The organism is Sphingobium sp. BS19, assembly GCF_027925545.1.
Taxonomy (GTDB): Bacteria; Pseudomonadota; Alphaproteobacteria; order Sphingomonadales; family Sphingomonadaceae; genus Sphingobium.
Map to the genome: position 1 here is coordinate 262,349 of NZ_BSEF01000008.1, position 21,017 is coordinate 283,365.

General features: G+C 63.0%; 22 protein-coding genes. 17 read left to right on the forward strand and 5 right to left on the reverse strand.

Features of this window, described 5'->3' with window-relative positions; all coding sequences use genetic code 11:
• Genes QMG56_RS11480 through QMG56_RS11495 form a run of 4 tightly spaced genes read left to right on the forward strand, consistent with a single transcriptional unit; the run spans position 1 to position 3,179 of the window.
• Positions 1-1,416 (forward strand): phenylacetate--CoA ligase family protein, encoded by a 1,416-nt coding sequence (locus QMG56_RS11480; RefSeq protein WP_281822649.1) that lies wholly within the window; start codon positions 1-3, stop codon positions 1,414-1,416.
• Complete coding sequence (locus QMG56_RS11485; RefSeq protein WP_230187700.1) at positions 1,413-1,598, forward strand: hypothetical protein; 186 nt, start codon at positions 1,413-1,415, stop codon at positions 1,596-1,598. Before QMG56_RS11480 ends, QMG56_RS11485 begins: the two co-directional genes overlap by 4 nt.
• Complete coding sequence (locus QMG56_RS11490) at positions 1,595-2,371, forward strand: SDR family NAD(P)-dependent oxidoreductase (RefSeq protein ID WP_281822650.1); 777 nt, start codon at positions 1,595-1,597, stop codon at positions 2,369-2,371. Before QMG56_RS11485 ends, QMG56_RS11490 begins: the two co-directional genes overlap by 4 nt.
• A gap of 25 nt (positions 2,372-2,396) precedes the next feature.
• A complete protein-coding gene (locus tag QMG56_RS11495) occupies positions 2,397-3,179 on the forward strand; it encodes an SDR family oxidoreductase (protein WP_230187702.1) in 783 nt (260 codons plus the stop codon).
• Between the two features lie 75 nt (positions 3,180-3,254).
• Here QMG56_RS11495 and QMG56_RS11500 read toward each other — a convergent pair whose 3' ends face one another.
• Positions 3,255-3,413 carry a hypothetical protein gene (locus QMG56_RS11500; RefSeq protein ID WP_281822651.1) on the reverse strand — a complete coding sequence of 53 codons (159 nt, stop codon included), beginning with the start codon at positions 3,411-3,413 and terminating at the stop codon, positions 3,255-3,257.
• 18 nt (positions 3,414-3,431) lie between these two features.
• Complete coding sequence (locus QMG56_RS11505; RefSeq protein ID WP_281822652.1) at positions 3,432-4,562, reverse strand: LLM class flavin-dependent oxidoreductase; 1,131 nt, start codon at positions 4,560-4,562, stop codon at positions 3,432-3,434.
• 209 nt (positions 4,563-4,771) lie between these two features.
• Here QMG56_RS11505 and QMG56_RS11510 point away from each other — a divergent pair, with 209 nt between their 5' ends.
• The 5 genes from QMG56_RS11510 to QMG56_RS11530 all read left to right on the forward strand — a co-directional run bounded on the left by QMG56_RS11510 (position 4,772) and on the right by QMG56_RS11530 (position 10,433).
• Positions 4,772-5,107, forward strand: coding sequence for an NADPH-dependent FMN reductase (locus QMG56_RS11510; RefSeq protein WP_281822653.1), 336 nt, complete (start codon positions 4,772-4,774; stop codon positions 5,105-5,107).
• Between the two features lie 291 nt (positions 5,108-5,398).
• Positions 5,399-6,601 (forward strand): acetyl-CoA C-acyltransferase, encoded by a 1,203-nt coding sequence (locus QMG56_RS11515; RefSeq protein ID WP_281822654.1) that lies wholly within the window; start codon positions 5,399-5,401, stop codon positions 6,599-6,601.
• Positions 6,601-7,737 carry a 3,4-dihydroxy-2-butanone-4-phosphate synthase gene (gene ribB / locus QMG56_RS11520; RefSeq protein WP_281822655.1) on the forward strand — a complete coding sequence of 379 codons (1,137 nt, stop codon included), beginning with the start codon at positions 6,601-6,603 and terminating at the stop codon, positions 7,735-7,737. Before QMG56_RS11515 ends, ribB begins: the two co-directional genes overlap by 1 nt.
• Before the next feature lie 57 nt (positions 7,738-7,794).
• Complete coding sequence (locus tag QMG56_RS11525) at positions 7,795-9,528, forward strand: amidohydrolase family protein (protein ID WP_281822656.1); 1,734 nt, start codon at positions 7,795-7,797, stop codon at positions 9,526-9,528.
• A 35-nt stretch (positions 9,529-9,563) separates the two neighbouring features.
• Complete coding sequence (locus QMG56_RS11530; RefSeq protein ID WP_281822657.1) at positions 9,564-10,433, forward strand: Coq4 family protein; 870 nt, start codon at positions 9,564-9,566, stop codon at positions 10,431-10,433.
• A gap of 37 nt (positions 10,434-10,470) precedes the next feature.
• On the opposite strand, the gene QMG56_RS11535 is transcribed toward QMG56_RS11530, so the two are convergent.
• Complete coding sequence (locus tag QMG56_RS11535) at positions 10,471-11,388, reverse strand: dihydrodipicolinate synthase family protein (protein ID WP_281822658.1); 918 nt, start codon at positions 11,386-11,388, stop codon at positions 10,471-10,473.
• A gap of 154 nt (positions 11,389-11,542) precedes the next feature.
• Here QMG56_RS11535 and QMG56_RS11540 point away from each other — a divergent pair, with 154 nt between their 5' ends.
• On the forward strand, positions 11,543-12,319 hold the full coding sequence (locus QMG56_RS11540) for a FadR/GntR family transcriptional regulator (RefSeq protein ID WP_230187711.1): 777 nt from the start codon (positions 11,543-11,545) through the stop codon (positions 12,317-12,319).
• 26 nt (positions 12,320-12,345) lie between these two features.
• Here the strand turns inward: QMG56_RS11540 and QMG56_RS11545 are convergent, their stop codons facing one another.
• Positions 12,346-12,939 (reverse strand): nitroreductase, encoded by a 594-nt coding sequence (locus QMG56_RS11545; RefSeq protein ID WP_230187712.1) that lies wholly within the window; start codon positions 12,937-12,939, stop codon positions 12,346-12,348.
• A gap of 200 nt (positions 12,940-13,139) precedes the next feature.
• Here QMG56_RS11545 and QMG56_RS11550 point away from each other — a divergent pair, with 200 nt between their 5' ends.
• Together QMG56_RS11550 and QMG56_RS11555 are read left to right on the forward strand one after the other, a co-directional pair.
• Entirely contained in the window at positions 13,140-13,481 is a 342-nt protein-coding gene (locus tag QMG56_RS11550; protein WP_281822659.1) for a hypothetical protein, read from the forward strand.
• A 6-nt stretch (positions 13,482-13,487) separates the two neighbouring features.
• Positions 13,488-14,510 (forward strand): LysR family transcriptional regulator, encoded by a 1,023-nt coding sequence (locus tag QMG56_RS11555; protein WP_281822660.1) that lies wholly within the window; start codon positions 13,488-13,490, stop codon positions 14,508-14,510.
• Here the strand turns inward: QMG56_RS11555 and QMG56_RS11560 are convergent.
• Positions 14,488-15,447, reverse strand: a complete 960-nt coding sequence (locus QMG56_RS11560) for an alpha/beta hydrolase (RefSeq protein ID WP_281822661.1) — start codon at positions 15,445-15,447, stop codon at positions 14,488-14,490. The genes QMG56_RS11555 and QMG56_RS11560 overlap by 23 nt on opposite strands.
• A 173-nt stretch (positions 15,448-15,620) precedes the next feature.
• Here QMG56_RS11560 and QMG56_RS11565 point away from each other — a divergent pair, with 173 nt between their 5' ends.
• The 5 genes from QMG56_RS11565 to QMG56_RS11585 are packed head-to-tail and all read left to right on the forward strand — an operon-like array spanning position 15,621 to position 20,971.
• Positions 15,621-17,393, forward strand: a complete 1,773-nt coding sequence (locus QMG56_RS11565; protein WP_281822662.1) for an acyl-CoA dehydrogenase — start codon at positions 15,621-15,623, stop codon at positions 17,391-17,393.
• A 17-nt stretch (positions 17,394-17,410) separates the two neighbouring features.
• Positions 17,411-18,334, forward strand: a complete 924-nt coding sequence (locus QMG56_RS11570) for an SDR family NAD(P)-dependent oxidoreductase (RefSeq protein WP_281822663.1) — start codon at positions 17,411-17,413, stop codon at positions 18,332-18,334.
• The gene (locus QMG56_RS11575) at positions 18,327-19,370 is read left to right on the forward strand and encodes a phosphotransferase (protein WP_281822664.1); all 1,044 of its coding nucleotides are present in this window, start codon (positions 18,327-18,329) and stop codon (positions 19,368-19,370) included. Before QMG56_RS11570 ends, QMG56_RS11575 begins: the two co-directional genes overlap by 8 nt.
• A 7-nt stretch (positions 19,371-19,377) precedes the next feature.
• A complete protein-coding gene (locus tag QMG56_RS11580) occupies positions 19,378-20,619 on the forward strand; it encodes an acyl-CoA dehydrogenase family protein (protein ID WP_230187719.1) in 1,242 nt (413 codons plus the stop codon).
• On the forward strand, positions 20,612-20,971 hold the full coding sequence (locus tag QMG56_RS11585; protein WP_281822665.1) for a RidA family protein: 360 nt from the start codon (positions 20,612-20,614) through the stop codon (positions 20,969-20,971). The genes QMG56_RS11580 and QMG56_RS11585 overlap by 8 nt, the downstream gene beginning before the upstream one ends.
• Positions 20,972-21,017 lie beyond the last annotated feature (46 nt).

The window sequence follows — 21,017 nt, forward strand, 5'->3', positions numbered from 1 at the left end:
ATGGCCGCCCCGTCGATCGTACCAGCCCTGCACGATCCGTTCGCCGCTTCCCCATTGCTGCGCCGCTTTGCCGCTGTCACGCGGGAAGAACTGGAGGCGCATCAGTTGCGCAAGGTGCAGGCGCTATGCGCGCGGCTTTACGCCAAAAGCGGCTATTATCGAGACAGAATGGACAAGGCGGGGCTGGTAGGCGGCGTCATCGACAGTCTTGATAGGTACACGAAAGCCTTTCCTTCCTCAGCCAAGGCTGATTTCCTGGAGGACCAGAAGGACGCGCCGCCGTTCGGCCGCCGTCTGGGTGTCGATCGCGACGAGGTCGTCCATATCAGCATGACCAGCGGCACATCGGGGCAGGGGCAGGAGATATACGGTCGCACCCAGCGCGACGTGCATATGCTCGGCTATTTGCATGCGCTGCCCTGGTATATGGCGGGACTGCGAAAGGGCGACACCGCAATCAACTGCGTGCCCGCCGGCGGCATGACTACAGGCGGCTGGGGACCGGGCGAGGCGATCCGTATCCTGGGCGCGACCCCCTTTCATGTCGGCGGCAACCTATCGACCGACGCCAAGATCGATCTGATGCTGAAACTGGGCGGCATTCACTTCATCTATGCCTCGACCAACTATCTCCACACGCTGACCGAAACGCTGCTGGCACGTGGTATTGTCCCGCGCGAAGCCTTTCCAGACATGCACGGCTTGTTCATTGCTGCGGAGGGCTATCCGCTCGAATGGGCGGAAAAGATCGAGGAACATTGGGGCTGCCGGTTGCAGGAGGGCTATGGCAGCACCCAGCTCAATGGTTTTGGCGGATCGACTGCAGCGGCCGGCGTGTTCGGCGACAAGGGCGCGCGCGGCCTGATCCGTCTGTTCGAATGGGAGCATTTGATCGAGATCGTCGATCCGGTAACAGGCGCTCCTGTCCGGCCCGGCGAACAGGGCGAGATGGTCGTGACGAACCTGTCGGTCGAGGGCAGCCCCGCCGTACGCTTCCGCACCGGTGACGCTGCGGTCTTCGTGCCCTGGCAGGAATGCGGCGGCGCAGCCTGGAATGCGATCGAATGCGGCACGATCGGTCGCTTCGACGACATGATGAAAATCCGCGGCAACAATATCTGGCCGTCGATGTTCGACGCCGCCGTCTTCGCCCACCCGCAGGTCGGCGAGTATAAGGGCCGGGTCTATACGCGCGACGGGAAGACCGAGGTCGAGGTGAAGATCGCGGTCGCTGAGCATCAGTCGGGTCTCGGCGCAGAGGACCGCGCGCAACTGGTCCAGTCGGTGCGCGCCGCAATCAAGGAACGCAGCAATATGTGGGTCGACGTGTGCGAAGTGCCGCGCTCAGAGTTTCAGGGCTTCGCTTATAAGGCGCGGCGCTGGACCGATGAGCGGCAGGACGGATACCGGCTATGAAGGACAAGGATATGGCGCAGGCCGACGAAGGCCATGAGAGCCGCCTGCTGGCGGAGATGCTGACGCTGGCCCATAGGCTCAAGGAGAGCGAGGATGCCTTGCTGGCCGGGCAATATGCGCATCTCCATGCGCGCGTCGCCGCGCTGATCGAACTGCGGTCGCTCGCGGGCATGACGCTATGACGTTGAGCGGCCTGCAGCGTTTTTCGCTAGACGGTCAGGTCGCGGTTGTGACTGGCGGGGGCGGCGGACTCGGATCGGCCGGTGCCCTGGCGCTGGCGGAGGCAGGAGCCGATATCGTGCTTGTGGGTCGCAATCGCACGAAGCTGGACGCGGCAGCGGCAGCGATCGACACTACAGGCCGCCGGGCCTGCATCGTCGAAGCGGACGTTAGCGACGCCACCTCGATGGAGGATGCCGCTGCGCAGGCCGTCGATGCGTTCGGCCGGATCGACATATTGTTCAACAATGCGGGCATCACCAATCCGCAGGCCTTGCTGGATATCGCGCCGGAGGATTTTCGCCAGGTGCTCGACGTCAATGTCGTCGGAGCCTTCCACACCATCCGGACCTTTGTGCGGCCAATGATCGGTCGCGGTTATGGCCGGATAATCAACATGGGGTCGATTCTGTCTGGCCGCGGAATGGCCAATCGCGCCGCCTATTGCGCATCGAAGGCGGGGCTCGCCAATCTCGGCGCAGCCTGCGCGTTTGAATTCGGCGCGGACGGCGTAACCGTCAACACGCTGGGCGCGACTGTCATTGTCACGGATCTCAACCGCGAACTGGTCCGTACCCAGCCCGCGCTCTACGAACAGATCGTGCGCCGCACGCCGCTGGGTCGCCTTGGTGAGACTGAGGATCTGATGGGCGCGCTGCTGTTCCTTGCCTCCCCCGCATCCGCCTTCGTCACCGGCCAGACTGTATTCGTCGATGGCGGCTACACAGCCGGCTGATCCGGCCCCGACAAAAGGGTTTTGCATGTCTACATCGTTGAAGACCTTGTTCGATCTCACAGGCCGCACGGCGCTCGTCACCGGAGGGTCGCGTGGCCTCGGTCTTACAATGGCGGAGGCGCTGGGCGAATTTGGTGCAAAGATTATCCTGACGGCGCGCAAGCAGCATGAGCTTGACGCTGCGACGGCGCATCTGGCGGCCCTGGGCATTACCGCGCGGGCGATCGCCGCGGATGTCGGCGATCCCCAAGCCCCGGCCCAGATCGTCGCGGATCTTCAGGCGAAAGGCGACCATATCGACATACTGGTCAACAATGCAGGCACATCCTGGGGCGCCAAGACGGAGGAAATGCCTCTCGACGGCTGGAACAAGCTGATGGCCGTCAACCTGACCGGCCCGTTTCTCATGGCACAGGCAATCGCGCGCGATTATATGATCCCGGCGGCCTGGGGGCGCATCGTCAACATCGCCTCGGTCGAGGGGCTGCTCGGTCATCATCCTCGCATGATCGGTACCATCGCCTACAATGCCAGCAAGGGCGGACTCGTCAATTTTACGCGCGCGCTTGCCGCAGAATGGGGGGCGCTTGGTATCACCGTCAATGCGCTCGCGCCCGGCTATTTCCCGTCCAAGCTCACCGGCTATGTGATCGACACCCATGGCGCTGAACTGGTTGCCGACACACCGCGCGGCAAGCTTGGCTGCGACGACGACCTGAAGGGTGCGACATTGCTGCTGGCGTCGGACGCCGGCGCGCATATCACCGGGCAAATCCTGGCGGTGGACGGCGGCGCGTCGATCATCTGATTGTATGCGGCAGCGCGTCAGGCGGGGCCGAGTTTCTTGACCACGGCCGCAAAAAGGTCACCTGCGGGCGCGCAGTTATGACCCCAGCCGGGCCAATCCTTCCCCGACGCACGCCGCGACCGCCATGCCGCTACCGGCAGTCTGTAGCGCCAGCGCCCGCCCGATCCCCGACACGGCCCCGCTGATGACCGCCGTGCGGCCGCCAAGAGTCACGGGATCGCGCACGATGCTCATCGCTTGCCTACCCTGGCTTCAGCGAAAATGCGGGATGACGTGCGTGCCGATTTTGCGGATCGTCTCCAGTTGCGCCCATTGCGGCACGGTGCCCATGTTGGTCATGAACAGAATTTCGTCCGCCCCTGCGTCGGCGAGTTGACTGACATAGTCGATACAGTCGGCAACGTTGCCATAGGCGCTTTTCGCGCTCAGGATGCCCCCGCTCGGCCGACGACCGTCCTCGTCGGGCCGCAAGTCCATCGTGATCGTCTCCGACGCCAGCTTGGTCGTGATGATTGTATCGGTGCCCTCTTCCAGCAGCTTGTCGTCCCAGGTTTCGGGTTCGGGCTTGGGTCCACCGCCATACCAGTAATTGAGAGATTCGTAGAAGTATCGCTGGCCCTTGATGCCGATCTGGCGCGCCCGGTCGGCGTCGTCCAGGACAATGGTAGGGCAGAGCGCGGCCAGATGCTGGATCGGGCGATAGCCGACCTGATCTTCGGGCAGGCGCGATGCCCAGGCATCGCGATAGATTTTATTTTTCTTCGCCACTTCCTCCGGCCCGCCGAAACCGAGCACCAGCGCGCCCAACCCGCGCTGCCCGGCCCGCGCGAGCGTGTCGAGATTGGTGCACGCCATGTACATGGGCGGATGCGGGTCCTGATAAGGTTTGGGGTGAATTGGCCGCGCCGGGATCGTCAGGTGTGGGCCGTTATGCTCGACTTCCTCCTGCACAAACATTTTGGGGACCAGATACATGGCTTCGTCGATCAGTGGCTGCAGTTCCTTGAGGTCATAGCCATAGGCGCCCGCTTCCTGCTGGCTACCGCCCTTGCCGACGCCAAAATGCACCCGTCCCTTCGAAAGCAGGTCGAGCGTAGCGATGCGCTCGGCGACCTTGATCGGATGGTTCATCGCCGGCATCAAGCAGACGACGCCATGGCCGATGCCGATGCGTGAGGTCTTGCCGGCGATAAACGCCAGGAAGGTTTCGGGTGCGCTCATATGGGCATAGTGGGTGAGCGATGTGTGCTCTACGCTCCAAATGACGTCGAAGCCCAGTTGCTCGGCAAGCAGCGCCTGCTCGACAAGCTCGTCAAATACCTGTCGTTCGCCGCGCGGCGATGCGTCGGTGATCTGAGCCTCGAAAATCAGGGAAAAACGCATCACTATCTCTCAAAAAAATGGGTGTAGCTTGTCGTTTCGACAGTCCACGCCGCCGCCATTTGTTTCAAATGCCGTTTGAGCGGTGGAGTGTTAGCGTGCGAGCATCGCTCCCTTGCCGTCCCCGCTGCCCTATTCCGATCGCTCCGATCCGGCTTCGACACTCGACCACATTCGCGCGTGTCACATAGGGGACACGGGCGCGCACCCGCGTGCTTAAGCTCAAGGAGGTTGCGCTGTTTGACGGCCCGTTCATTGCCGCCCTGCCGATGTATAATCCGGACCGGGCCGAGCGCACCGATGCCGAGATCTGTTTCATAGATACGATACGCCAGTGCGATGGCGTGATCGTCGGGTCGCCCGGTTATCATGGCAGCCTGTCGGGGCCGATGAAGAACATCCTGGACCTGCTGGAGGATATGGCGCGCGACGACAGTCCCTATCTGGAGGGGCGGGCATTCGGATCGATCGTCACGGCTTTCGGCTGGCAGGCTTGCGGCGCCACATTGGTCGCGATGAGATCGATCGCCCATGCTTTGCGTGCCTAGCCCACGCCCTTCGGGCTCGCCGTCAACGCGTCGGCGCCGCTGTTTGACGGTGACGGCATCTGCCTAGATCCAAAGGTCGCCGCGCGGGCCCAATTGATGGCGCAGCAAGTCGTGGACTTCGCACGCTGGCGTAAGGCGGGCCTCGCCGCCTGACCTGCCCCATTCATCGCCAGGGATGGTGATGCTGGCTTGTGACGGTGCTGATCGCCCAATGGCAATGGCAGGGGGCGGGGCGGCGGCGCTAGACGCTGGCGAAGCTGCGGCAATCCTGCCGCCATTACAGGATACATCATGCGCGAAGCTGTCATCGTCTCTACCGCCCGCACTCCGATCGGCAAGGCCTATCGCGGCGCTTTCAATGACAGCGAAGCGCCGTTGCTGTCAGGTCATGCCGTGGCGGAGGCGATCCGCCGCGCTGGGATCGATCCGGCGCGGGTCGAGGATGTGGTGATGGGCTGCGCAGCGCAGCAGGGCACGCAGGGATACAATATCGGGCGGTTGACCGCAGCGGCAGCGGGCCTGCCGGAGAGCGTCGCTGGCATGTCGCTTGATCGCCAGTGCGCGTCGGGTTTGATGGCCATCGCAACCGCCGCGAAGCAGATTATCCATGACGGCATGGAAGTCGCCGTCGGCGGAGGCGTCGAATCGATCAGCCTCACCCAGAATGCGCACAAGAATGACTATCGCGCGGTGTCGCAGGCCGTGCTGGCGAATAGCCCCCATATGTATGTGCCAATGATCGAAACTGCCGAGCTTGTCGCGCAACGCTATGGTGTGAGCCGGGAGGCTCAGGACGCCTATGCGCTGCAAAGCCAGCAGCGCACCGCCGCCGCCTACGCCGCTGGGCGCTATGATGCCGAGCTCGCGCCGTTAACGACGCGGATGCTGGTGACGGACAAGGCGACGGGCACGGTCAGCGAGCGCGAAATCACATTGGATCGCGACGAGGGGCCGCGAGCGGACACCGCTATCGAGGGGCTTTCTGCGCTGAAACCAGTCTGGTCGGGTGGCGATCTTGTTACGCAGGGCCAATATGTTACCGCGGGCAATGCCAGCCAGTTGTCCGACGGCGCGGCCGCCTGTGTGCTTCTGGAAGCCGGTGTCGCGGCGCGCGAAGGGCTGTCTCCGCTGGGCGTCTATCGCGGAATGGCCGTGGTCGGATGCCCCCCCGAAGAAATGGGGATCGGACCGCTCTATGCGATCCCCCGCCTGCTCGAACGGCAGGGGCTGAAGATCAGCGACATCGGCCTATGGGAACTCAACGAAGCCTTTGCCGCACAGGTTCTGCCATGCCGCGACCGGCTAGGCATTCCGGACGAACTGCTCAATGTCGATGGCGGCGCGATCGCGATCGGCCACCCGTTCGGCATGTCGGGCGCGCGTATGGTGGGTCACGCGTTGATAGAGGGCAAGCGGCGCGGTGTGCGCCATGTGGTCGTGACGATGTGCATCGGCGGCGGCATGGGCGCGGCCGGCCTGTTCGAGGTGCTGTGATGGGCGCGTTGCCAGCGGCCCTACCGCACTCCTTCCTCGCCAGTCCGCAGGAGATCATCGACGAGGCACGGAATGGCCGCATGTTCATCCTGGTCGATGACGAAGATCGTGAGAATGAAGGCGATCTGGTCATCCCGGCGCAGATGGCGACGCCCGATGCAATCAATTTCATGGCGACGCACGGACGCGGACTGATCTGCCTGGCGCTGGCGCAGGAGCGGGTTGAACAACTGGGCCTTGGCCTGATGAGTCCGGCCAACGAGACGCGACACGAAACCGCGTTCACCTTATCGATAGAGGCCCGCGAAGGCGTGACCACTGGAATCAGCGCCGCCGATCGCGCCCGTACCATCTCCGTTGCGATCGATGCGTCGAAAGGGCCGGACTGCATCGTGACGCCGGGCCATGTGTTCCCCCTGGTTGCGCGTAATGGTGGCGTACTGGTGCGCACCGGGCATACCGAGGCGGCGGTCGATGTTGCGCGCCTCGCCGGACTCAACCCGTCCGGGGTGATCTGCGAGATCATGAAAAACGACGGCGCGATGGCCCGTCTCGACGACCTTATTCCGTTTGCGCAGAAGCATCTTATGAAGATCGGCACTATCCGTGACCTGATCGCCTACCGCCGCCGCAACGACCATCTGGTCGCACGGGGGGAAGAGATGACATTTTCCAGCCGCTGGGGCGGGGAATGGCGCGTCATCAGCTATCGCAACAAAGTGACGGGCGGCGAGATCGCCGTGCTGGTGAAGGGCGCGATCGATCCCGCTGGCCCGACCCTGGTGCGCATGCATGTCCATTCCCCGATGGGCGACCTGTTCGCCGAGCAGGATGCCCGCGGCGGCATGCTGGATCGCGCGATGGCTGCGATTGCTGAGGAAGGCAGCGGGGTCATCGTGATCCTCAGTTCGCCAGCGCCCGACATCGTCGCCTGCGTCATTCGCGCGCGCCAGCAGGGCCGCGAAGAAAGTGGCGGACGGACGGTCGCCTTGCGCGAATTTGGTATCGGTGCCCAGATCCTCAACGACCTCGATATCCACCGCATTGTGCTGTTGACCAACAGCGACACGAATTTCGTCGGACTGGAAGGGCATGGCATCGAGATCGAGCGAGTCCGGAACTTGCCAAACATCTAACATTGTAATCTTATAAATAATGTGGACTATTCGCATCATCAGGAGATAGGAGAGCTCATGACAAATATTCTCATTCGCAACGGCACCGTAGTTGATGGCACAGGCGCGCCGTCCTACGCGGCCGATGTCCGTGTACGCGATGGATTGATCGCCGAAATTGGCCAGAACCTGGACCCTGCCGGCGAGCGGATCGTCGACGCGACCGATTGCATCGTGACGCCCGGCTTTATCGAAGCCCATACCCATATGGACGCGGTGATGTGGTGGCAGCCCAGTCTTGATCCGCTGCCTGGCTTCGGCGTTACCACTGCGGTTATCGGCAATTGTGGTTTCACCGCCGCCCCAGTGTCGGATGATCCCGATGTGCGGATGGAGATGGTCAAGATCTTCACCTTTTTCGAAGAAGTGCCGATCAAGCCGTTCCTCGACCGGTTGCCCTGGGACTGGCGCACCTGGTCGGAATATAAGGATTCGCTGGATCGCAATGCCAGGACTGCGTGTAATATCGCCGGTTATGTCGGTCATATCGCGATCCGGCTGGCCGTGATGGGGATGGCCGCCTGGGATCGCGCAGCGACGCCGGATGAGATCAAGCAGATGTGCGCTCATTTAGAGGACGCGCTGCAGGCTGGTGCGCTCGGCATGTCCTCCAACTTGCTCGACGACGACAGCGAGGGGCGACCGATCCCCAGCAAGATGGCCGACGATGCCGAATGGACCGCGCTGTTCGGCGTGCTCGCTCGCTATAAGGGCACGCAGCTCCAGGTCATTCTTGATACCTTCTTCCATCTGGAAGCGCCCGAGCAGATGGAACGGCTGGGCCGCCTTGCGCGCGGCACCGGCGTCCGGGTGCAGATGGCCGGCGCTGGCGCACTGCTGCGCTTTCAGGACGATATCCGTGAAAAGACCTGGGCGATCACCCAGCGCCAGAAAACCGAGGACTTGGATTTCTGGCCCAGCTTCGGCCATGTGCCCCCCACGACCGCGCTCAATTTCTTCTCCTCCTCATCCTTCGCGCAGGCGAACGAATATGTCTGGCACGAAGTCGTTCAGGCCCCGACCGTGGACGCGAAGCTCGCTCTGCTCAACGATTCCGATTTCCGCGCCCGCGCCCGCGACAGCTGGGACAACAAGGCCTATAAGCAGTCGCTGGTCGCCAATCCGGGCATGATGCTGCTCAACGACAGCGAAACTGGTGCGGGGCCGACCGGGCTCAGCCTCGGGGATTTGGCTACCCAGCGCGGCGTCCATCCGGCCGATGCGCTGGCCGACTGGGTGATCGCCAACGGCGTCCAGTCGATTGTCAGCCGTACGCCGCACCCAATGATGCATGAAAAGACGGTCGAGATGCTGAAGGACCCCAAGACCGTCGGCGGCATTTCCGATGCTGGCGCACATGGCCAGATGCTGTGTGGCGGTGGCGAAAATATTCTGCTGTTTACGCAATTCTACAAGAATAAGGAGCTGACGCTGGAGGAAGCGGTGGCGGTGATGACCGGCAAGGTCGCCGATCATTTCAACTTCGCTGATCGAGGCGTCTTGAAGACCGGGTATCGCGCCGACATCGCTGTGTTCAATCTCGATGAGATCAGTGAACAGCCGTTGAAGCGCGTGTTCGACGTGCCCGATGGCGAGGGCGGTAATACTTGGCGCTTTACCCGCGACGCCGCACCGATGCGGCTGACGCTAGTGAACGGGGTGCCGACCTTTGAAAACGGCGCGTTCACCGGCGCATTGCCGGGCGCGATGGTCGGCCCCGTTGTCCAGCGGCAGGCGGTCGAGGCAGCCTGATCGTCGCCGTGCACTACAATGACAGGAGAGACGCCATGAAGGACGAGGATCTTCCATATCTGCAGCGCGGCCGACAAATAATCGAGACGCCGAGTAGCATTCTCATCAGCTCGTCGAAATATCTGAACGACTATCGCATCCGCGAGTGGGTCACGAACCAGTGCCTCAAACGCAACGGCCGCGATTGTCCTAACACCTATGGCATCCCGCCTCTGATCGAGGCGGTGCGCGAGGTGCAGGACCACACGCGCATCGAAGCCCTGTTCGACGAGGCCCGCCGCGACTGGCCTGAATTCGATCGCTGGCTCGATGACCGCTGGCTGTCGCGCATAACGCGCGACGACATGAAATCCTGTCCCGAAGGCTCGGTGGGCGGGATCTGGTATGCGTGGCTGTCCAGCGGCAACATGCAGGTCGACATCATACCGACCTTTGAGCCACGCTCCAGCTTCGAGTATTTCTTCCTTCGCGGTGTGCAGATCCACGACATCATGCACATATTGAGTGGCGGCGGTTTCGACGGAATAGGGGAGGTCATGCCCGCATTCCTTAAATATGGGAATCTCTTCCGCCACTTCACGCCCGAGCTGGCCGGGCTACTCAACGTGCAGAACACGCTGCTCACCATTCCGATGTTCATGCGCGGACCGCTCCATTATCCCGAGCTGTTCACGACCATGTGGGATCTGGCGAATTATGCGATGAATGTCGGTCGCGATTCTGACGCGCTGTTTCTGCCGCGCTACGAGGAATTTATGGATCTGCCGCTGGAGGAAGCGCGCCGCAAGTTCGGGGTGCGCGGTGCGCGGTCGATCGATACGGGCCGCGAGTCGGCCTATTGGGACGAACGATCGGCTACGCTGGAACCGCCTCCCGTGCAGCCCGACGCAGTCGCCGCTGAATAGCGCTGCGCGTCGGTTACGCCGGACTGCAAGAAAAACGTCACCAGCCTTCGATCTCGGCCAGGCCGATCTCCACCACCACCGTCAGCGCGTTGGTCAGTGCCTCGGGTTCGGACGGCAGGCGTGGCGAGCGGGGATAGCCACCGGCGAGTCCCTGATGCTCCAGCACTGCCTTGGTCACGCGGATGCCGCCATTCCCGTATAGCGCCATGAACAGTCGCATCAGCTTCCCCCACCGCTCCAGGAAGAGCGCATTGTCGCCGGCATGCGCCGCGTCGATCACACTGCGGCACAAGCGCGGCGCCAGATTACCCTCCGACGTCAGGAACCCATGCCCGCCCAGCGCCAGCGCCAGCGGCGCGAGATGCGGCCCGCCTACGCAGATGTCGGCCCGCTCGCCCAGCGCGTCGATCAGCGTGCGTAGATAGCCCGGATCCTGATGGCTGATGTTGAGGCCGATCAGCTGGTCGTAACGATTGAACAGATCAATGATCGCCGACGCAGGAATCGTATAGCCAACCGACTGGTGGGTCGAAAGGATTGCGGGAATGTCGCTGTTCGACAGCACTTCGTCGAAATAGGCGTCAAGCTCGCGCGGTGTCGGCACATGCCCATGGCCGACGTCGAGCGAATAGACCTGCGCCGCGTCGACCCCTGCGTGCTTCGCCAGATCGAGAAAGTCGATCATCTGGCGTGCCGTCCGCGGCTCCACACCCATTGCGCGGATCGACGTCCTACCCTTCAGTTCCTCGACTGCAATTGCGAGCAGCCGCGCTGTCTCGTCGCGCGAGAGTGTATACCCTTCCCCGCTGCCCCCGCCGCCGACATAGACCCCGACGCCCGACCCGGCGAATTTCGCCAGATGCCGTCGCAGCGCCACCTCATCGATCGACCCATCCTGAGCAAAGGGCGTGATGCTAATCGTGAAGACCTGATAGCGGTCCGTGTCGGCGGTCATATGTCTCTCCTGACTGGTTTTTGGGTCTTGGGCGCTTGAACTTGCAAAGATTGCAGTAGGGCCTATTGCAAAGGGGTGAGCCTACAGGGAATTTTCATGCTTTTTCGATTGGTATCGATGGACGTTATGCACGCAGCCGATGGGGGGCAGCGGTATGAAGGCCCCCAAGAAAAGACTGCGCCAGCCGCGCGTGGCCGAAATTGTGGCGTCCAGCCTGCGCGCGCGTATCCTGTCGGGCGCCCTGGCGGACGGCGACATGCTGCCCAAGCAGGAAGAGCTGCTGACCGAATTTGGCGTCAGCCCGCCCGCCATCCGCGAAGCCTTCCGCATACTGGAGACTGAGGGGCTCATCACCGTGTTGCGCGGCAATGTAGGCGGCGCGATCATCCATGTCCCCCATCCGGGCACCGCCGCCTACATGCTCGGACTCGTGCTTCAGGCGCGCTCGGTCAGCCTGATGGACCTGTCCGATGGCATGCGTCAGCTCGAACCCGCCTGCGCGGCCCAGGCGGCGTTGCGTCCTGATCGAGAGACGACGGTGCTGCCGCAGCTGCGCGCCAATATCGACGCCTGCATGGCTGCTATTGACGATCCCAACACCTTCATCGGTCTGGCACGCGCCTTCCATACCGAGCTGGTCAGCAATTGCGGCAATGAGACGATGAGCCTCGTCGTCGGCGCGCTCGAAAATCTCTGGTCGGCTCAGGTCGATGTGCTTGCCCGCAGCAAGTTGGTGCATGGCTCGTTCGCAGACCGCTCCGTGCGGCTGTCCCTCGCGCGCGAACATGAACGCATCTATCGCGCGATCGAAGAGGGCGACGCACAAAGCGTCGAGCGCGCGATCCGTGAGCATTATACCGCAGGTGGCGACGAGCGTCGGCACGGTTTTGACACGGCGGCCACTGTCATGGCGGACGCCCTGCGGCATTGACGGGACCATGCCGGAGATCCGCATGGTCAGATGTCCAGCCAGCGGGCCACGCTATCTGCGCTTGCGCGTTGGCGTTCGGGCGCGGCCTCGGCGATCGTGCCGATCAGGATGACGCCGGCAACTTTCTGCCCCTCGTCCAGCCCCAGCATGGACGTCGCCTGCGGGTCATAGGCATGCCAGCCGGTTAGCCACTGCCCGCCATAGCCCATTGCATGCGCGCCATTGAGGATGTTCATGCAGACCGCGCCCGCCGAAAGCCATTGCTCCCATTCGGGCACTTTATGCCCCGCGATAGCCGCCGACACCACCACGACCGCCAGCGGCGCGGACGAGAGCTTGCGCGTGCTGACGCGGACCTTGGCCGTGTCCTCACGCGCCTCAGCAAGCGTCATCAGCCGGTCGACCCAACGCTTCTTGGCGTCTCCCGCGATCAAAATCAGTCGCCAGGGTCCCAGTCGGCCATGGTCGGGCACGCGCAAGGCTATTTCGACTAGGCTGTCTATCTCTGCGCGGCCAGGGCCGGGCGCGACCAGCGCATCGGGCATGGGCGAACGTCGCGCCGCAAGACTGGCGGCGAAACTCTGTGCATTGGTGGACGAAGGTTCGTTCAATGTTGCCATGCGAAATCTCCTGATAGGCCGCCTCTCTGCTATAACTATCTTTAATAGTAAAGAGCGGCTTTTTTTAGGGAGGTATGAGCCCCCCTAACGCAAAAATCGGCCATTAGGTTGACAGCAGAAGTTGTCTGATAACCACGCGATTGACTCTGGCGTTGCCTTGCTCTTATGATATAAAAGATAGATATAAAATGGAGACATGGATGTCGTTGGCCCAGACCCGCTTTGCCCATAATATTGAGGCGCGCTCGCACGTCCGATTTTCCGATATCCGTCTTGGCCAGCCCGTCAGCCTGACGCAATCAGTCGATGGTGCCGGTGCGATCGGCGATTGCATGTGCGATCTTGTCCGCCAATGGTCGGGTTCGCCCCGGGCATCGCTCGTCTCGCTGCACCAGCCCGCCGGCGGGCTCACGCCGGACACCGTTGCCGGGCATGTTCTTGCTCGGCATCTGGACGGCAGCAACCAAGCTGATGTCGAGATATTGGGGCGCGCTCAGGACATCATCTGCCTGCGCGCCGTTGTGCGCGTTGCGCTGGCGTAACGTGTGATGATCTGTGAAATTGATGCGACGCTGACCGGCTGCCCGCAAGCAAAGCTGAACCGCGCCATGTCCACCCCGTCTGAGCCTGCCGTCCCTCGCGAAGTCGCCACGCTCCGAACGCTACGAATTGCTAAGCACTTCCCCTATTTCCTGGCGGTAGCCGAGGAGCAAAATCTCCACCGTGCCGCCGACAGGCTGAATATCGCGCAGTCCGCGCTATCGCGACGGATTGCCGACCTTGAACGCGAACTGGGGAATGTCGAACTGTTCGAACGGCAGGCACGCGGCGTCGCGATCACCGCCGCCGGCCGGGCGCTGGCCGAAGACGTGCGGCGCATCCTGCTCTCGATTGAGGATGCCGGCCGTCACGTCCGGCGCGTGGCACGGGGCGACCTCGGCACGTTGCGCGTCGCCTTTTCCGAAGCCATGTTGCGGCGGCCCGTGCTGCCAATCGTTCTTCGCGAATTCCGCGCGCTCTATCCTGAGGTAGAACTACGTGCCTTTCCGCTCCCCTCCGACACCCAACGCACGCGAATGGTGGCGGATGAGATCGACGTCGCCTTCGTTATCGACGAGGCGACCGACAGCGAGCATTTCTCCTCACTGTATATTGGCCATGACAAGTTTGTCGTAGCTTTACCGGATACGCATCCGCTTGCCGCAAAGTCGGTGCTGACGTTGCGGGACATCGGCGGCGAACCCTTGCTGTGGCCCGCGCGCCATATATCGCCGCGCCTGTATGATCGGCTGATCGCCGCGTTCGACGCACAGGGGGTTTCGCCCGACATAGCGGTAGAGGTGATGGCGGTCGACATCGCTTATGAATTGGCGGCAGCCGGCATCGGTCTCGGCATCATCACTGCAGCCGATCCACGACGCACACCGCCGGGTATTGTGCTGCGCGACCTCGTCGATCTCGACCTGCCGCTGCTGATCAGCATGTTGTGGCCAAAGCAGCGAAGTTCACCGTTGATCGATCATTTCGTCTCGCTCGTGACCGATCGGATCAACGCGCCTCCGGCTGAATGACGGCTGTGCTGGCGAACTGAGTCCTGATTAGCGTACCGACCGCCGAGACTTCTTCGTCCGCACGCTTGAGCAGTCCGACCAACGTGAAGAAGCCGTGGGCCATGTCAGCATGATCGCGCAGCGTGACTGTGACCCCGGCTTCGTCCAGCGCCCGCGCATAGGCTTCGCCTTCGTCGTGCAGGGGGTCGCATCCGGCAAGCACCATGATCGCCGGCGGCAGGTTCTGTAACCCGGCCGCCGCAAGCGGCGCGGCATAGGGGTTCGTGCGCTGATCGCCGGGCACATAATGGTCCCAGAACCAAGCGAGGTCTGCGCGTGAGATAAAATGGTCGCCCGCGCCGTAGCGCGTCACCGACTCGCGCTCGAAATCAGGCGACAACGCCGGATAAAGCAATATCTGCAGGTCAATGCTCAGCCCGCCCGTGTCGCGTGCGCGCAGGGCGAGCGCCGCGGCGATGTTGCCGCCCGCGCTGTCACCCATCACCGCCAGCGGACGCACATCGCTGTACGCCAACAGAGCGGCCCAGCCATCGTCGATCGCTGCGGGAAAGCGATGCTCGGGCGCGAGGCGGTAATCCACGCTGATGATTTCGGCACCTGTGGCGTGGGCCAGATCGCGGCAGACCGCATCGAACCCATCGAGCGTGCCGAACACCCATCCACCTCCGTGGAAATAGAGGATGCGGCCCCGCACTGCCCCCGGTCGAGCGATATAGCGCCGCCCTGCTATCGTCCCATGCGACGCGGGAATCGCGATATCCTCGACCAGCGCTATGCGCGCGCCCCGGTCGGGCGGCAACGCTGCCTGCGACTGAGCGAAGGTGCGTCGCGCGTCATCGGGCGACCCGGCGGCAAAACCGGGCAGGCCGAGCGCCGCGCGCCGGTCGAGCATTGCCTGCATATCGGGGTGAAGCATCCCTCCGCCCTTGTCGGCCATCGTCGTTAATCCTCCTGTGTCGGTGACAGGCTGTGGGGGAACGTGCGCGTATCGCAAATGCCGTTTTTCGATGCCTTCGATATGGCTTTGATATTCGACGGCATTGCCCCCACTTCTTATTGCCGCATGATTGGAAGACACCGTGGAGTGCGTTTAGCGCGGCCGTTGGGAGAATGATGAGCGACATACTGATATCGCGCGACGAACTGAATTTCCTGCTGTGGGACTGGCTCAGGCTTGACGATATGTTCGAAGGGACGTGCGAAGGGATCGACCGCGTCATGGCGGAGGAGATACTCGACCTGTCGGAACGGCTCGCAGCGGAAGCCTTCCTTTCTCATTACAAGGAGTCCGACAGGCAGGAACCCTATATGGACGCCGACGGCGCGCATGCGCTGCCCGCCATCGGCGCGGCCTTGCGGCGCTATGCCGAACTTGGCCTCTTCTCAGCGAGCTTTTCCCCCGATTTCGGAGGCATGGGACTGCCAAGATTGCTCGCAAACGCCTCCTTCGCGCAATTCCTCGCGGCCAATGTCGCTACGGCCGCTTATCCGATGCTGACCACCGCCAACGCGCGGCTGATCGCAACATTCGGTAGCGCGGCGCAGATCGAAACTTTCGCACTGCCGCAGATCGCCGGCCGCTGGTTCGGCACCATGTGTCTGTCCGAACCGCAGGCCGGATCCAACCTTGCCGACATTGCTACCCGGGCGGTCCCTGATGGTAGTGAGGAACTTGGTGCGCGCTATCGCCTGACTGGTCACAAAATGTGGATATCGGGCGGTGATCACGACCTCGCCGACAATATCGTCCATCTCGTCCTCGCCAAGGTGCCCGACGCGCAGGGGCGGCCGGTGCCCGGCACGAAGGGGATATCGCTGTTTATCGTCCCGCGCGCCCTGCCCAATGGCGACCGTAACGACATCGTCATCGCTGGCCTCAATCACAAGATGGGCTATCGCGGTACCACCAACTGCTTGATGAATTTGGGCGAGGGCGTCCACCGGCCCGGCGGCGCGGCAGGCGCGATCGGCTGGATGGTTGGCGAGCCGGGGCAGGGCCTTCCGCAGATGTTCCGGATGATGAACGAAGCGCGGATCGGCGTCGGTCTCGGCGCGGCGGCGCTCGGCTACCGCGGATACCGGCTTGCGGTGCGCTATGCGCAGGAGCGCGTGCAGGGCCGCCCGCCCGGCGCAACCGACCCCGCCGCGCCGATCATGGAACATCCTGACGTCAAGGATATGCTGCTTGCCGCCAAATGCTATGCCGAAGGCGCGCTCGCACTGGTGCTGTATTGCGCGCGGCTGAGCGACGAGGCGGCGCGCGGGGACGAGGATGCTGAAGCGCTACTGGGCCTGCTCACGCCGATCGCCAAGACCTGGGCGTCGGAATGGGGGCTGGCGGCGAATGACATCGCGATTCAGGTCCATGGCGGATACGGCTATACCCGCGACTTCGACGTTGAGCAGCTGTGGCGCGACAATCGGCTCAATCCGATCCACGAGGGCACGACCGGCATACAGAGCCTCGATTTTGTGGGTCGCAAATTGCTGCGCGACCATGGCGCAGCGCTGGCGCTGCTGCGCGCCCGCGTCGCCGATACTTGCTGTCGGGCGCAAAGCTCCTTGCCTGAACAGGCCGTCATGCTCGCCGCCTGGTGGGACCGTCTTAGCGACGCCTATGACGTTCTCGCGGCCTACGGCCCAGAAGCGGCCGCAGTCCACGCGACGTCAGTATTACGCGCCTTCGGCCACGGCGTGTCGGGCTGGCTCTGGCTGGATCGAGCACTGCTATGCACCGGCACCCCGGACGATCCCTTTCGCGGCGGCAAGCTATGGGCCAGCCGCTATTTCATGGAGCGCGAATTGCCCCGGATCGACGCTTGGTTGCGGCCAGTCGAATCCGGCAGCGATCTTCTCGCTACCCTTCCTTCCTCCTTCATCTGACCATCGGAGCAGACAGCATGACAATAGACTTGACGGGCCGTGTGGCGATCGTGACCGGCGCGGGCGGTGGTCTCGGCCGCGCCCACGCGCTGCTTCTGGCGAAGCGCGGTGCGAAGGTGCTGGTCAATGACCTTGGTGCAGCGCGCGACGGCAGCGGTGGCAGCAGCGCAATGGCCGAAGCGGTCGTGGAGGATATACGCGCGGCAGGTGGGGAAGCGTTGTCCAACGGCGCCAGTGTTACCGACGCAGAACAGGCGATGGCGATGGTCACCCAGGCAATCGACCAGTGGGGCCGGGTCGACATACTGATCAACAATGCCGGCATCCTGCGTGACCGCAGCTTCGCCAAAATGGACCTTGCCGACTTCCGCACGGTGATCGACGTGCATCTGATGGGATCGGTCAATTGCACCAAGGCGGCATGGGAACCGATGCGTGCGCAGGGCCATGGCCGCATCCTGATGACGACGTCCTCATCGGGTCTTTACGGCAATTTTGGCCAGTCCAACTATGGCGCAGCCAAGCTGGCATTGGTCGGCTTCATGAAGACGCTGTCGCAGGAGGGGGCGAAATATGGCGTCCATGTCAATTGCCTCGCGCCGTCGGCAGCGACGCGCATGACCGCGGAGGTTATGAGCGAGGCAGATCTGGCCGCGCTCGATCCCGCCTTCGTCGCACCGGCGATGCTGGCACTCGTATGCGACGATGCGCCCAACGGTATGATCATGTGCGCGGGTGCGGGCAGTTTCGAATGTGCCCATATCACGCTGACGCAGGGGCTCTATGTCGGCGGCGGCGATTATGCGGCGGAGCAAGTGCTCGCTGGCCTTGACCGCATCAGGGACCGCACCGGCGAAATTGTCCCAGCCACCGGGCTCGAACAGCCGCACTTCGAGATGTCGCGCGCCTTCGATAAGGACAGGGTCGCCGCGCATGGTTGACGCTGCGCTTGCTCCGGTCCGCGCAGCGCATCGCTTCGACGAGGCGGCGCTGGCCAACTGGATGGCGGACACCGTACCGGGCTTTGCCGGGCCGCTCGACGTGCAACAATTTTCGGGCGGACAGTCCAATCCCACCTATCGGCTCGGCACGCCGGGGCGCAATTATGTGCTGCGCCGCAAGCCTCCCGGTGTGCTGCTGAAGGGCGCGCATGCAGTCGATCGCGAGTATCGGGTGATCTCGGCGCTGCACGGCGCGGGCTTTCCCGTCCCCGCGACCTTTGGCCTGTGCATGGATGACAGCATCATCGGTACCGCCTTCTACGTCATGGAACTGGTCGAAGGCCGCAATTTCTGGGACACCGCTTTTCCCGAAGTGCCTGACGCCGACCGGCCCGCTTATTTCGACGCGATGAACGACACGATCGCGCGTCTGCATAATTTAGACCCTGCCGCCATCGGGCTGGACGACTATGGCCGTCCGGGCAATTATTTCGAGCGGCAGATCGGCCGTTGGTCCGGGCAATATCGGGACGACGCCGACGCGGGCCGCCTCCCTGCGATGGATGCACTGATAGAATGGCTGCCCGCCAATATCCCGCCCGGCGAGGAAGCGAGCATCGTCCATGGCGACTTCCGCTGTGACAATATGCTGTTCCATCCCACTGAGCCACGTGTGATCGCGGTGCTCGACTGGGAATTGTCGACACTCGGCCATCCCCTCGCCGATTTCGGCTATCATCTGATGGTCTATCGTATGCCGCCGGGATATTCGACCGGCCTTGCCGGGCTTGATCTGCGGGCCTGCAATATTCCGAGCGAGGGCGATTATATCGCTGCCTATTGCCGTCGCACCGGTCGCGACGGGATCGATGGCCTCAATTTCTATGTCGCGTTCAGCCTGTTCCGGCTGGCGGCGATCATCCACGGCATCAAGGGGCGGCTTATCCGCGGCACGGCCTCCTCGCCGCAGGCGGCTCAGGCAGTTGAGCAAATGGAGCGCATTGCCGCGCTCGCCCTCGCACAGACAAGGAGCTGATCGGCCCATGGATTTCTCCTTTTCGGACACACAGACCCATTGGTCCGGCCGCGTCCGCGCCTTCATGACCGAGCATGTCGCCCCCGCGCAGGCGCGCTACCGTGCTGAGATTGACGAGGGGCCGACCCGTTGGCGCGTGCTGCCTGTGATCGAGGAGCTGAAGGAGAAAGCAAAAGCGGAAGGGCTATGGAATCTGTTCCTGCCCCCGTCGACGCATGACAGCGACGACTATCATGGCGCTGGCTTGAGCAATCTCGACTACGCGCCTTGCGCCGAGGAAATGGGCCGCATTCCCTGGGCGTCGGAGATATTCAACTGTTCGGCGCCCGATACCGGCAATATGGAGGTACTGCACCGTTACGGTACGCCCGAACAAAAGGCGCGCTGGCTGCGCCCGCTGATGGACGGTACGATCCGCTCCGCCTTTGCGATGACCGAACCCGCGGTCGCCAGTTCTGACGCAACCAACATCGCGACCCGGATTGAGCGGCAGCGCGACGATTATGTGATCAACGGCAGGAAATGGTGGATTTCGGGCGTGGGAGACCCACGCTGCCAATTGCTGATCGTACTTGGTGTCAGCGATCCTGACGCCCCGCGCCATGCGCGACACAGCCAGATTTTCGTCCCTGTCGACACGCCGGGCGTCACGATCGGCCGGGCGCTGACGGTGATGGGCTATGACGACGCGCCGCATGGCCATTGTGAAGTGACGTTCGACAATACACGCGTCCCCGCGGCCAATATCGTGCTGGGCGAGGGGCGGGGGTTCGAAGTCGCGCAAGGTCGGCTCGGCCCAGGGCGCATCCACCATTGTATGCGCGCGATAGGCCTTGCCGAAATGGCTCTCGACGCGATGGTGGCGCGGTTGCTCGCGCGCGAGGCGTTCGGTAAGCGGATCGCCGACCAATCGATCTGGGAACAGCGCGTCGCCGAGGCGCGCACCGATATCGAGATGACCCGGCTGCTCTGCCTGAAGGCCGCCGACATGATGGACAAGGTCGGCAACAAAGTGGCGCAGGCCGAGATCGCGATGATCAAGGTCGCTGGTCCCCGGTTGGCGCTCAAGATCATCGATGATGCAATTCAGGCACACGGCGGCGGTGGCGTGTGCCAGGATTTCCCGCTTGCCGCGGCCTACGCGCTCGCGCGTTCGCTGCGCCTCGCAGATGGGCCGGACGAGGTGCATAACCGCGCTATCGCCCGAATCGAATATCGCCGCATGGCAAACGGTGGCGCGCATGCCTGAGATCATCCGCTTGCAGAGCAATCCGCGCACGAGCGGTGCGGTCGTCCATGGCGGCGTCGTAAACTTGTCCGGTCAGGTCGCGATCGACCATCGCAGCAGTCCCGTGTGCGATCAGGTGCGCGAGATACTCGAACGGATCGACGCGCTGCTGGCCGAGGCGGGCACCGACCGGTCGCGCCTGCTCACTGCCAACCTGTATCTTGCCGATATCGCCTCTCTGGGCGACGTCAACGCGGTCTGGGACCGCTGGATCGTGCCGGGCTGCGCGCCTACGCGCACGACGATCCAGACTGTCCTCGCCAACCCCGCCTATGCGCTGGAGATCGCGGTCAGCGCGGCGTTGCCTGCATAACCCCGGGTGCGCGGGAGCATCGTCATTGCGAGTGCCAATTGCCCCG

Coding starts and splice junctions, on each gene's coding strand:
- QMG56_RS11480 (WP_281822649.1), top strand. CDS start 1: ATGGCCGCCCCGTCGATCGTACCAGCCCTGCACGATCCGTTCGCCGCT.
- QMG56_RS11485 (WP_230187700.1), top strand. CDS start 1,413: ATGAAGGACAAGGATATGGCGCAGGCCGACGAAGGCCATGAGAGCCGC.
- QMG56_RS11490 (WP_281822650.1), top strand. CDS start 1,595: ATGACGTTGAGCGGCCTGCAGCGTTTTTCGCTAGACGGTCAGGTCGCG.
- QMG56_RS11495 (WP_230187702.1), top strand. CDS start 2,397: ATGTCTACATCGTTGAAGACCTTGTTCGATCTCACAGGCCGCACGGCG.
- QMG56_RS11500 (WP_281822651.1), bottom strand. CDS start 3,413: ATGAGCATCGTGCGCGATCCCGTGACTCTTGGCGGCCGCACGGCGGTC.
- QMG56_RS11505 (WP_281822652.1), bottom strand. CDS start 4,562: ATGCGTTTTTCCCTGATTTTCGAGGCTCAGATCACCGACGCATCGCCG.
- QMG56_RS11515 (WP_281822654.1), top strand. CDS start 5,399: ATGCGCGAAGCTGTCATCGTCTCTACCGCCCGCACTCCGATCGGCAAG.
- ribB (WP_281822655.1), top strand. CDS start 6,601: ATGGGCGCGTTGCCAGCGGCCCTACCGCACTCCTTCCTCGCCAGTCCG.
- QMG56_RS11525 (WP_281822656.1), top strand. CDS start 7,795: ATGACAAATATTCTCATTCGCAACGGCACCGTAGTTGATGGCACAGGC.
- QMG56_RS11530 (WP_281822657.1), top strand. CDS start 9,564: ATGAAGGACGAGGATCTTCCATATCTGCAGCGCGGCCGACAAATAATC.
- QMG56_RS11535 (WP_281822658.1), bottom strand. CDS start 11,388: ATGACCGCCGACACGGACCGCTATCAGGTCTTCACGATTAGCATCACG.
- QMG56_RS11540 (WP_230187711.1), top strand. CDS start 11,543: ATGAAGGCCCCCAAGAAAAGACTGCGCCAGCCGCGCGTGGCCGAAATT.
- QMG56_RS11545 (WP_230187712.1), bottom strand. CDS start 12,939: ATGGCAACATTGAACGAACCTTCGTCCACCAATGCACAGAGTTTCGCC.
- QMG56_RS11550 (WP_281822659.1), top strand. CDS start 13,140: ATGTCGTTGGCCCAGACCCGCTTTGCCCATAATATTGAGGCGCGCTCG.
- QMG56_RS11555 (WP_281822660.1), top strand. CDS start 13,488: ATGATCTGTGAAATTGATGCGACGCTGACCGGCTGCCCGCAAGCAAAG.
- QMG56_RS11560 (WP_281822661.1), bottom strand. CDS start 15,447: ATGGCCGACAAGGGCGGAGGGATGCTTCACCCCGATATGCAGGCAATG.
- QMG56_RS11565 (WP_281822662.1), top strand. CDS start 15,621: ATGATGAGCGACATACTGATATCGCGCGACGAACTGAATTTCCTGCTG.
- QMG56_RS11570 (WP_281822663.1), top strand. CDS start 17,411: ATGACAATAGACTTGACGGGCCGTGTGGCGATCGTGACCGGCGCGGGC.
- QMG56_RS11575 (WP_281822664.1), top strand. CDS start 18,327: ATGGTTGACGCTGCGCTTGCTCCGGTCCGCGCAGCGCATCGCTTCGAC.
- QMG56_RS11580 (WP_230187719.1), top strand. CDS start 19,378: ATGGATTTCTCCTTTTCGGACACACAGACCCATTGGTCCGGCCGCGTC.
- QMG56_RS11585 (WP_281822665.1), top strand. CDS start 20,612: ATGCCTGAGATCATCCGCTTGCAGAGCAATCCGCGCACGAGCGGTGCG.